13 protein-coding genes are annotated in these 10587 nt (G+C 61.0%); 8 read left to right on the top strand and 5 right to left on the bottom strand.

Annotation, left to right across the window (positions count from 1 at the left end; all coding sequences use genetic code 11):
- Positions 1 to 144 precede the first annotated feature (144 nt).
- On the top strand, positions 145 to 966 hold the full coding sequence (locus ACP7BS_RS18875) for a lipo-like protein (protein WP_426239341.1): 822 nt from the start codon (positions 145 to 147) through the stop codon (positions 964 to 966).
- Here the strand turns inward: ACP7BS_RS18875 and ACP7BS_RS18880 are convergent.
- Complete coding sequence (locus tag ACP7BS_RS18880) at positions 956 to 2197, bottom strand: class I SAM-dependent methyltransferase (RefSeq protein WP_426239342.1); 1242 nt, start codon at positions 2195 to 2197, stop codon at positions 956 to 958. The genes ACP7BS_RS18875 and ACP7BS_RS18880 overlap by 11 nt on opposite strands.
- Before the next feature lie 85 nt (positions 2198 to 2282).
- A complete protein-coding gene (locus ACP7BS_RS18885) occupies positions 2283 to 3176 on the bottom strand; it encodes an EamA family transporter (protein ID WP_426239343.1) in 894 nt (297 codons plus the stop codon).
- Positions 3177 to 3381: 205 nt separating this feature from the next.
- On the opposite strand from ACP7BS_RS18885, the gene ACP7BS_RS18890 reads away from it, so the two are divergent.
- Positions 3382 to 3633 (top strand): GlsB/YeaQ/YmgE family stress response membrane protein, encoded by a 252-nt coding sequence (locus tag ACP7BS_RS18890; RefSeq protein ID WP_426239419.1) that lies wholly within the window; start codon positions 3382 to 3384, stop codon positions 3631 to 3633.
- Between the two features lie 21 nt (positions 3634 to 3654).
- Positions 3655 to 3984, top strand: coding sequence for a hypothetical protein (locus tag ACP7BS_RS18895; protein WP_426230888.1), 330 nt, complete (start codon positions 3655 to 3657; stop codon positions 3982 to 3984).
- Between the two features lie 72 nt (positions 3985 to 4056).
- Here the strand turns inward: ACP7BS_RS18895 and efp are convergent, their stop codons facing one another.
- Positions 4057 to 4626 carry an elongation factor P gene (gene efp, locus ACP7BS_RS18900; protein WP_426239344.1) on the bottom strand — a complete coding sequence of 190 codons (570 nt, stop codon included), beginning with the start codon at positions 4624 to 4626 and terminating at the stop codon, positions 4057 to 4059.
- Between the two features lie 199 nt (positions 4627 to 4825).
- Here efp and epmA point away from each other — a divergent pair, with 199 nt between their 5' ends.
- Genes epmA through ACP7BS_RS18915 form a run of 3 tightly spaced genes read left to right on the top strand, consistent with a single transcriptional unit; the run spans position 4826 to position 7263 of the window.
- The gene (gene epmA, locus ACP7BS_RS18905; RefSeq protein ID WP_426239345.1) at positions 4826 to 5896 is read left to right on the top strand and encodes an EF-P lysine aminoacylase EpmA; all 1071 of its coding nucleotides are present in this window, start codon (positions 4826 to 4828) and stop codon (positions 5894 to 5896) included.
- Positions 5893 to 6963, top strand: coding sequence for a lysine-2,3-aminomutase-like protein (locus tag ACP7BS_RS18910; protein ID WP_426239346.1), 1071 nt, complete (start codon positions 5893 to 5895; stop codon positions 6961 to 6963). Before epmA ends, ACP7BS_RS18910 begins: the two co-directional genes overlap by 4 nt.
- Before the next feature lie 9 nt (positions 6964 to 6972).
- Complete coding sequence (locus ACP7BS_RS18915) at positions 6973 to 7263, top strand: hypothetical protein (RefSeq protein WP_426239347.1); 291 nt, start codon at positions 6973 to 6975, stop codon at positions 7261 to 7263.
- A gap of 137 nt (positions 7264 to 7400) precedes the next feature.
- On the opposite strand, the gene ACP7BS_RS18920 is transcribed toward ACP7BS_RS18915, so the two are convergent.
- Entirely contained in the window at positions 7401 to 8066 is a 666-nt protein-coding gene (locus ACP7BS_RS18920; RefSeq protein WP_426124910.1) for an OmpA family protein, read from the bottom strand.
- Between the two features lie 177 nt (positions 8067 to 8243).
- The gene (locus ACP7BS_RS18925; RefSeq protein ID WP_426239348.1) at positions 8244 to 9038 is read right to left on the bottom strand and encodes a DUF4394 domain-containing protein; all 795 of its coding nucleotides are present in this window, start codon (positions 9036 to 9038) and stop codon (positions 8244 to 8246) included.
- A 241-nt stretch (positions 9039 to 9279) separates the two neighbouring features.
- Here ACP7BS_RS18925 and ACP7BS_RS18930 point away from each other — a divergent pair, with 241 nt between their 5' ends.
- Complete coding sequence (locus ACP7BS_RS18930; protein ID WP_426239349.1) at positions 9280 to 9831, top strand: sigma-70 family RNA polymerase sigma factor; 552 nt, start codon at positions 9280 to 9282, stop codon at positions 9829 to 9831.
- Positions 9828 to 10538, top strand: a complete 711-nt coding sequence (locus ACP7BS_RS18935) for an anti-sigma factor (protein WP_426239350.1) — start codon at positions 9828 to 9830, stop codon at positions 10536 to 10538. Before ACP7BS_RS18930 ends, ACP7BS_RS18935 begins: the two co-directional genes overlap by 4 nt.
- The last annotated feature ends 49 nt before the right edge of the window (positions 10539 to 10587 follow it).

Genomic DNA, 10587 nt, shown 5'->3' on the forward strand with positions numbered 1-10587 from the left:
GGTCAACCTAGTTTAGAATAATTCTAAATTTAGGGCCGCTTCACGCGAAGGTCAACCCCTAACGCGGCAGTGTGACTCGACAGGTGGCCGGATAAATTCCTACATAAACAGAAGGATGAACGCCCGGAAGAAGGCTGCTTTCGCATGAACCCGCTTCTGACCAGCAAGGATACGCTTCTCGATCGCATCGGCATGGCCATGGCTGGGAGGCTGACGGCGAGGACGTCGGGCTACGAGCCCTACACGCCATCCGATCCCGAGACGTTGGCCCGGACGCTGCGGCCGGGAGATATCCTGCTGATCGAGGGCAATCACAAGATTTCCAACACCATCAAGTACCTCACCCAATCGACCTGGTCGCATGCAGCCTTCTTTGCCGGCGACGAAATCCCGCTGACGCTCGATCAGGCAACGCTCCCCATTATCGATCGGCCGCAGCTGATCGAGGTCAATCTCGGCGAGGGCTGCGTTGCGGTGCCGCTCCGAAAATACTGCACCTACAACACCCGTATCTGCCGGCCTGTCGGGCTGACGCCGGATGATCGTAACGCGGTTCTCTCTTTCATGATCTCGCGGCTCGGGCTGAAATACGACATGAAAAACATCTTCGACATGCTGCGTTATTTCATGCCGACGCCGCCGGTGCCGGTGCGCTTTCGCCGCCGCATGCTGGCGTTCGGGTCTGGCGATCCGACACGCGCCATCTGCTCGACGCTGATTGCTCAGGCCTTCGAGCAGATCCGCTATCCGATATTGCCGGAGATCACCCGTGCACCGGGACGGGCGTCGGCGACATCGCCCTATTCACGCGCCGAAATCCTGCATATCCGCCACCATTCGCTCTATACGCCACGCGACTTCGATCTCTCGCCTTATTTTGCCGTGGTGAAACCGACGCTCGAATACGGCTTCGACTACAAGCGGCTGCAATGGCAGGGAGACGACGATCAGGCGCTCATAGGGTAATATTCAGCGTTTGCTCGCGGACTATATAAGCCTTTTGCCGGTCGGTGATGTAGTCGCGCACGATGGGGGCAGCATCACGCGAGCGTGACAGCTGCATGTGAAACACCAGCTGGCTGCCGGTGCGGAACATCATTTCGCAGCTGACCAGATAGAATTCCCACATCCGGGCAAAGCGCTCGTCATACATTTCCACAACCTTGTCGCGGTTCTTGTCGAAGCGCTCGACCCAGTGCTTGAGCGTCGTCGCATAGTGCACACGCAGGAATTCCAGATCGCTCACCCACAGGCTGTTGCGCTCGACCACCTCGAAAACCTCCGACAAGGCAGGCGAATAGGCGCCGGGGAAAATGTATTTGCGCAGCCAGGCGCTGGCCATACCGGGTGGGCTCATATGGCCGATCGAATGAAGGACCGCGATGCCGTCATCGGGCATCAGCGCATTCAGCTTCTTGAAATACTCATCGTAATGGCTGACGCCGACATGTTCGAACATGCCGACGGAAACGATGCGATCGAAGCTCTCGTTGACTTCGCGATAGTCGCGCAGTTCGAAGCGGACACGTCCTTCCAGCCCGGCATCCTTGGCGCGCTGCGTCGCCAGCGCCTGCTGCTCCTTGGAGAGCGTGACGCCGAGAACTTCGACATTTTCGAGCTGGGCAAGATAAAGCCCCAGGTCTCCCCAGCCGCAGCCGATATCCAGCACTTTCATGCCCGGTCTGAGGCAGAGTTTCGAGGCAAGCAGCCTCAGCTTGTTGCGCTGCGCCTGCTCCAGCGTCTCGTCCGGTTCGCGGAAATAGGCGCAGGAGTAAAGCATATGCTCGTCGAGGAAGAGTTTGTAGAAGTCGTTGCCGAGGTCGTAGTGATGGGCGACGTTGCGCTGGGCCTCACCCTTGACATTGGACTGCTGGCGCTTGCGGAAGCGCATCTTGATGGCGCGAAGCGCCTTCTGGATTGGGTAGGAACCCAGCGACAGCCGGTTGATCGAAAACAGCGTCAGGAAATCGCGTAATGTCGAGCCGTCCTCGAAGCGCAACGTCCCGTCCATATAGGCTTCGCCGGCGGCAAGTTCCGAATTGAAGACGAGGCTGCGATAGAGCTTGCGATCGGTGAGCCGCATGGTCACTTCCGGACCGGGTTCACCCTTGAAAACATGCGGTTTGCCATCGGCATCGATGACGGTCAGCTGGCCCTTGCGAATGAATGCTTTCATCATATGCGATAGTGGAAACATGCACACCTCGATGGAAAAAGCGACGCTTGCGGATCATCACTCTATCACCGGGTTTGCAAAAAGCGCCCCATTAATTCTGGCAGTATCAGCGGCCGGTGGCGGTGGCGCCGGCGCTCGCGGCAACGACGAGAACCGTCCCCATGATCTGCAGGGCGGTCATCGGCTGGCTCAGCACCAGAAAGCCGGCAAGGGCGCCAAGCGCCGGCTCAAGGCTCATCAGAATGCCGAAGGAAGACGTACTCATCCGGCGCAGCGCGATCATTTCCAGCGCATAGGGGATCAGCGGCACAAGCAGCGCCAAACCGGCGATGGTCACCACACCTTCGGCCGTCATGCGCGGCGCATCGATGAGCCCGAAAGGCGTGGCGACGATTGCCGCGACGATCAGCGACATGGAGAGGCCCTGCAGGCCCTCAAAGGCGTTTCCGGCCTTCTTCATCAGGACGATGTAAAGCCCCCAGCCGGTTGCGGCCCCGAAGGCAAAAAGAACGCCAGTGGTGTCGCCAATCCAGCCGTTGCCGTCATGGGCCAGCAAAAGCACGCCGCCAGCGGCGATCAACGGCCAGACAAGGCGCCAGCCAAGGCCGAAGGCAAAGGTGGCCACCGCAAGCGGACCGAGAAAATCAATGGCAACGGCAAGGCCGAGCGGAATACGTTCGATCGCCGCAAAAAAACACAAGGTCATGCCGGCCATGCAGGCGCCGAGCAGCCCGGCCATCCGCCACTGTGCTGGCGTGTAGCGAAGGATCGGCGGACGCACGATGATGGCAAGCATAAAGGCGGCCCAAGCCAGGCGTAGCCAGGTGGTGCCGAACGGGCCGTAGGCGGCAATCGCTGGCGCTGAAAGCGCCGAACCAAACTGAACACTCGACATCGACAGGAGGCACATCAGGCCACCGGTCAGTGCGGCTGTGGTGCCGATGCCCGGTACCGTGGGCGTGGGTGGAACGGTGCCTTCGTTTGCGTGGGCTGTTGCCATTGCCTGTTGATCCAAGACGTTATTCTCCCCCAGCCGATGCCGATCTCCCGGCAGGGCTGTAACGGAAGCTGCAATCAGCAGCAAATTCATATTTGTGAGGGTTAATATAAGGGTATTTGATAATGCTCACGAAGCCGCTTGGAACATATTGCCCACCAACGCGTTATTGGTCGCAGCAACAATTATGTTAAACGAGGGCAAAAACATGGACGTCAACGGCGTAGGTTGGATCGCGGCAATCATCATCGGCGGTTTTGCCGGATGGATGGCAGAACAGTTCATGAAATCCAACATGGGCATGTTCATGAATATCATTCTCGGCATTGTCGGCGCCATCGTCCTCAATGCTATCCTTGCCTTTGCCAATATGGGCTTCACCGGCTGGTTGGCATATCTGGTCATCGGATTCATCGGCGCCTGTATTCTGATCGCGGTGGGCCGTGCCGTGCGCCGGTAAACGCGTCCAAAGGAGACATTCATGCTGACATTTGCAGCCGAAGGCAGCGGCCAGGGCCAATTGGAAATCAACGGCAATTCGCAGCCGGTTTCCTATGAGCTCGTCGAAGCCCGCGAAGAAGACGATAGCCGTCAGGTCCGTATCCGGCTCAACGCGCCGCGTGACTGGCTGCTGAAGCAGGGTTTCAATGGAGAGGCTATCCTGGTGCGCGACAACGGATCACGTATCGCCGTGCGCCGGGAAGGCGGGCTGGATGTCGGCGACAGCATTTCGGTGACGCTCGAAGGGTATGACGATACCCCTAGCGACGCGGATGAAGTTTCGGAAATCTACCCGGAATTGAAGCACTAACTATCGTTGGTTACGACAACAGAAACGGGCGCGGTTGAAACCGCGCCCGTTTTGTATTCCAGAGATGAGGGATCAATCCTTGGCGCGTTCCACATAGGAGGCGTCTTCCGTCAGGATGACGACGCGGGTGCCGACGCCGATATGCGGCGGAACCATGGTGCGAACGCCGTTCGACATGATCGCCGGCTTGTAGGACGACGAGGCCGTCTGGCCCTTGACGACCGGCTCGGTCTCAATGATTTCAAGCGTCATGCGGGTCGGCAATTCCATGGCAAGCGCCAGGCCTTCGAACATCTTCAGCTGAACGGACATGCCTTCCTGAAGGTAGGCCTTGTCGTCGCCGACGACGTCGGGCGACACGGCGACCTGATCGTAGGTCTGCGGGTTCATGAAGTGGAAGCCTTCGCCGTCTTCATAAAGGAAGGTATGTTCGCTGTCCTCGACGAAGGCGCGCTCGACCTGCTCGGTGGTGCGCCAGCGTTCCGAGACCTTCACGCCATCGGAAATACGGCGCATGTCCACCTGGGTCACCGGCGTGCCCTTGCCGGGATGAAAGTTCGCGGCGGTCAGAACGGCATAGAGCTTGCCATCGACTTCGAGAACATTGCCCTTGCGGACAGAAGAGGCGATTACCTTGACCATAAGTCTTCCTTGTAACTGAGGCTGATGCGTCGTAGAGGAGCGCACGAAATATGCGCGTCACAGACGCCAGAAAGCGTTTTCGGGCCGCACCTATCCTATATTTGGATAAATTGCCAGTGTGACGGCGGATACGGCTCGAAGAAACCCGTGCAACTGCCGTAAAATATCGACTGCCCGAGAAAACGGAAACACGACCTTCATGCCTGCTGCCTCTCCCTGGTGGACGCCGGACGTCCATGCCGACCGCCGAGGTTTCCTGATCGGCCGCAATCGCATTCAGGCTGCCTTGCGCGGTTTCTTCGCGGCACGCGATTTTGTCGAGGTGGACACCGCGACCCTGCAGATATCGCCCGGCAACGAGGCGCATCTGCATGCCTTTGCCACGCAGGCGATCCATCACGACGGCAGCAAGGCGCCGCTCTATCTGCACACCTCGCCGGAGTTTGCCTGCAAGAAACTGCTGTCCGCCGGCGAGGAGCGCATCGCCTGCTTCGCCCATGTCTACCGCAATCGCGAGCGCGGACCGCTGCACCATCCGGAATTCACCATGCTCGAATGGTACCGCGCCGGGGAAACCTACGAAGCGCTGATGCGAGATTGCGGGGAGATGTTGGGTCTTGCAGCCGAAACGGTGGGGGCAAGGCAGCTGACCTATCGCGGCGCACAGGCCGATCCGTTTGCCGAGCCGGAGCGCATCACCGTTGCCGAGGCCTTTGCACGGTTCGCAGGCGTCGATCTTCTCTCGTCTATCGATGCGGGCGGCGACACCGACCGGGAGAGCTTGGCCGCCACCCTGCGCGCGGCCGGGCTTCGGGTCGCTGACGATGATACCTGGGCGGATATGTTCAGCCGGGTGATCGTCGAGAAGGTCGAGCCCAATCTCGGTTTCGGCCGGGCGACGATCCTTTATGAATATCCGGTCGCCGAGGCAGCGCTGGCCCGGCCGGCGCCGCACGATCCGCGCGTCGCCGAACGGTTCGAGCTCTACGCCTGCGGAGTGGAAATGGCCAACGCCTTTGGCGAATTGACCGATGCGAGAGAACAGCGCCGCCGCTTCGGTCTGGAGATGACTGAGAAGAGCCGCGTCTATGGCGAAACCTATCCGCTGGACGAGGACTTTTTGAGTGCGCTCGAGATCATGCCGCAGGCCAGCGGCAGCGCGCTCGGCTTCGACCGGCTGGTGATGCTGGCAACCGGCGCGTCGCGGATCGATCAGGTGATCTGGGCACCGGTGGCAGAGACCAGCTCGCTGAGCGAGGGCCGCAAGTGACAGCGCTTCGTTCCTTGAAGACGATCGATGATCTGCAGGGCGCGGGCCTTGTTTCGGCCGAACGGCGCGCCGGGCTGGATGCGGTTGCCTTGCGTTATGCGGTGGCTGTGACGCCGGCGATCGCAGCTCTGATCGATCTCAGCGACCCCAATGATCCGATTGCCCGGCAGTTTATCCCCGATGCGGCGGAGCTGTTGCGTTTGCCGGAAGAACGCGAAGACCCGATCGGCGATGGTGCCCATAGTCCGGTCGAAGGCATTGTCCATCGGTATCCGGATCGCGTGTTGTTGAAGGCCGTGCATGTCTGCCCGGTCTATTGCCGCTTCTGCTTCCGCCGCGAAATGGTCGGGCCGCAAGGGCTTGGCACGCTTGCATCGCAGGCAATGGATAATGCCTTTGGCTATATCGCCGGACATCCGGAAATCTGGGAAGTCATCCTCACCGGCGGCGATCCGCTGGTGCTGTCGCCGCGCCGGCTGGCCTCGATCATGGAACGGCTGGCATCGATAGAGCATGTCAAGATCGTCCGTTTCCACACCCGCGTGCCGGTTGTCGAGCCCGAACGCGTCGATGCTGCGCTGATCGCAGCCCTCAAGGCCAGCGGCAAGACCACCTATCTGGCGCTACACGCCAATCATCCGCGGGAATTGACGGCGGAAGCGCGCGCTGCCTGCGCCCGGCTGGTCGATAGCGGCATCGTCATGGTCAGCCAGTCGGTGCTGCTCAAGGGTGTCAATGACGATCCCGACACGCTGGCGGCGCTGATGCGCGCCTTCGTCGAAAACCGCATCAAGCCGTATTACCTGCATCATCCGGACCTTGCGCCGGGAACCAGCCATTTCCGCCTGACGATCGAGGAAGGCCAGACGCTGGTCGCTTCGCTGCGCGGCCGCGTTTCCGGCCTCTGCCAGCCGGCCTATATCCTTGATATTCCCGGCGGCCACGGCAAGACTGTGATCAGCGCCTCGACCATCGAGGATAACGGCGGCGGCTGCTACACCGTGTCGGATTTCAATGGCGAAGAGCACGTCTATCCGCCCGCATCGGCCGGCAAGCAGCCTCTTTAACGACGGATTTTGCCCAACAGGGCACTGAGTTCCGATTGCCGGCCGGTACCGGTTTTCCGGATTATCGACCGTACATGGCTTCCAACGGCCGATGCCGTGCTACCCGGCGATATCGACGGCTCTCATGCGCTGGTGACAAGCAGGGATATCCGCGTCTGCGCCGGAGTGAGGTCGAACAGCGCCATCAGCGTTTCCGGCTTCCGGCGTATCTCTTCGTCTAAATCCTCGATCAAGGCCAAGGCGCGGGATTACGGGAAAAACGCCGGCGAGTGGGGCCAGACCGTTCAAGGCGAACGATGAGCGGCCGTTTGCCGGAACGCGTCGGCCGCACCGCCGACAATGGCGAGCCGGTTCGATGCGGCATCGGACGGCGTTTTCGTGCGCAAAAAAAAGCCGGCCACTGCAGAGCGGCCGGCGTTTCAAGGCGATAAACCAAATCAGCCCTGTTTGATCGGCGCGATCGAGATTTCGACGCGGCGGTTCTGGGCGCGTCCTGCCGGGCTGCCATTCGAAGCGATCGGCCGGTCGGGGCCGTAGCCGACGGCCGACATGCGGCGCTGGTCGACGCCCTGCGAGCCGAGATAATTGGCGACCGAGATGGCGCGCCGTTCCGAAAGGTCCTGGTTATGGCTGGCGCTACCGGTCGAATCCGTATGGCCATCGACATCGATCAACGTCTTGTTGAACTTGCGCAGCACGATCGCGACCGAGTTCAGCGTCGGATAGGCCCTGGGGCTCATCTGGTCCTGATCGGTGGCGAAGGTGATATTCTCCGGCATGTTGAGAACGATGCGGTCGCCGACGCGGGTGACCGAAACACCGGTGTTCTGCAGCTGTGCGCGCAGTTCGGATTCCTGGCTGTCCATGTAGTTGCCGATCAGGCCGCCGCCGAGGGCACCGATGCCGGCGCCGACAAGAGCGGCGTCGCGGCGTCCGGCAGAGCTGCCACCGACCAGAAGGCCGGTTGCTGCACCCAGCCCCGCACCGATCAGCGCGCCACCGGCGGTGTTCGACATTTTCTGCTCGCCCGTATACGGGTCGGTCGTGGTGCAGCCGGAAAGATAGATTGCGGCGATGGCCAGAACGGCAATTTTCTTCATCATGGAATCACGGGTCCCCAAAAGATCTACTCTGCTTCATACTACCGATTGCGGCAGGAAGATGAAGATCAACACTTTTGGGAAATCAACTTTCTGTTTCAGCCCCATGTTGCGCCGTCATGCCTTTGCTTTCGAACCGGGCAGGCCGGCAGGATTGCCCACCCGCCCGGTGCGCAATCACTACATTGCCGGCAAAACGGCGATGTCGCGAAGCGCGCCCGCCGACCCCGTGATCTCGCCCGCCGCCGTGGCCGCGCCCGTTTCCAGGTTGACCGTGTAGAGCTTGGTGCCATTGGCAAGCCACGCCGTATTGGTTCCATCCGCCGTGGTCTGGATGTCGAAAGCGAAGGCGAAGGCCGGAGCTGCGCCGTCGATGCCGAGCTTGCCGATTGCGGCCAGCGTGCCGTCATTCGGTTTGGTCTGCTTGATCAAGGCGCCGATCGTCGCGTCGATGTTGTACATCCCGGTCTTTTCCGGCTTGCCGTGGGAATTGATATAGGCGGCAGCGACGATGTTCGGCGTTTCGCCCTTGTGCATGTCGCCGTCCTCGTAAGCGAGCTTGCCATCGACGGTGACTTCACCCGTATCGGGATGGACGCGGTGATTGGTCGTGCCGGTCATGAAGCGCAGCCGGTCGGCCATCGGGTTAAAGTCCACCACCACCGCCGCATCGTCAATCGGCAGCGGCGTATTCATCTTGGCAATGTCTGTTGCTGCACCCGTTTCAAGATCGATGGTGACGATCCGGCTGTCCGGCGTCACACCGATCACGGTCTTGTTGGAGGGGCGGAAATCGATGCCGGCGAGGCTGTCGACGCCGGTAACGTCGATTGTCTTGGTCACAGCCGGATTGGCGGTGTCGAACAGGACGAGCGTTTTGTCTCCGGTCAGGCCGAGAACCGGCGCGGCAAGGACGGCGCCGCCGCTGACAAGCAGGGCCGTGGAGGCGATCAATGCAGTCTTCATGGTCTTCATTCGAAATCTCCTTGTTGTCTGAAATCGTCACAGGAGGCGATCCATCTGTAGCCGCCTTCCAACCGGTAGACACACGGGAGGCCGGGTTTGGATGCACCGGCTGAACTTTTATTTTTGTGAAATGCGTCCAGAGGTCGCCTTGGCGGGTAAAACGCCTATGTGGACACTCGAGCAACGTCCATCGATGCAATCCGCGCAACCGGGACCAATGGTGACGGGCGCGGGAGACAGTGGGAGCGGAATGCAGGAGCATCAGGAGAGATTGGCGGACGCGCTGGCCGGTTGCGCCAAGGGCGATCGCAATGCGCTGCGGACAATCTTCGAACTGGAGGGTGCGCGGCTCGTAGCCGTTGCCCAGCGCATCCTGCGCCGGCGCGACCTCGCCGAAGACGTCGTGCAGGAAGCCTTTATCCAGATCTGGACCAAGGCCGGCCAATACACGCCGGATCGTGGATCGGCGCGCGGCTGGATCTATGCGATTGCCCGCAACCGGGCGCTCAATCTGGTGCGCGACGGCAAGCGGCTGGAATTCACCGAGCCGGACAATCTGGCCGATCTGCACGATGCCGAACACATGGATCATGCAGCCAATGTCTGGGCCGATCTCGATCGCCAGAACCGGTTGCGCGCGTGCCTGTCGCGGCTCGACGAGACCAAGCGCCGGAGCATCCTGATGGTCTATATATCCGGCTATACCCATGGCGAGATCGCCGGCCGGCTGAAGGTGCCGCTCGGCACCGCCAAGGCGTGGGTTCGCCGTGGGCTGGCCTCGCTTCGGGAGTGCATGGCATGAGCGTGGGCAAGCAGGATATTGATGAACTGGCCGACGAATATGTTCTGGGCCTTCTGGATCCGGCCGATCATGCTCGCGTCGAAGTGGAGATCGAAACCGACGCTGCTCTTCGCGCCGCCGTCGCCGCAAGCCGCGACCGTTTTCTGGCGCTGGATCTTCTGGCAAAGCCCGGTCCCGAACCGGATGGCCTGTGGGGCCGCATTGCTGCAACGCTGGACGAGCCAAAGGCCGGTGTCACCTCGGGTCTTGCCCAACCGGCGCCGGCAAATGACAACAGTGGCTCCGCATGGCGCCGCACCGCCCTTGGCGGCATTGCCGCGTCACTGCTTTTGGCGGTCAGTCTGGGCTGGAGCCTGCTGTCGCAGCCGGAGCCGCGCGTTGTTGCCGTGCTTCTGGATGCAGCGGGAGAGCCGCAGGCAATTGTCGAGGATTTCGGCAATGCGTCGGCCCGCGTGATGCCGCTTGTCGATTTCGCGGTACCGGAAGGCCGCACCATGCAGGTCTGGACGCTTCCCTCCAAGGATCTGGGGCCGGTGTCGCTGGGGATTTTGCCGCGTTCGCAGGAAATCGTTCTTGCCGGTCCCGTACTGCCGCAGCCGCAGGAAGCGCAACTCTACGAGATTACCATAGAGCAGGCCGGCGGCTCGCCGACAGGCCGGCCAACAGGGCCTATCCTGGTCAAGGGTTTTGCAAAGATGCCGCGCTGAATTGTCTGAAGGCTGGCGGGCGCTCCGGTTGGGCGCCCGCGCGGCCGAT

It is taken from the genome of Pararhizobium sp. DWP1-1-3 (assembly GCF_049896125.1).
Taxonomy (GTDB): Bacteria; Pseudomonadota; Alphaproteobacteria; order Rhizobiales; family Rhizobiaceae; genus Pararhizobium.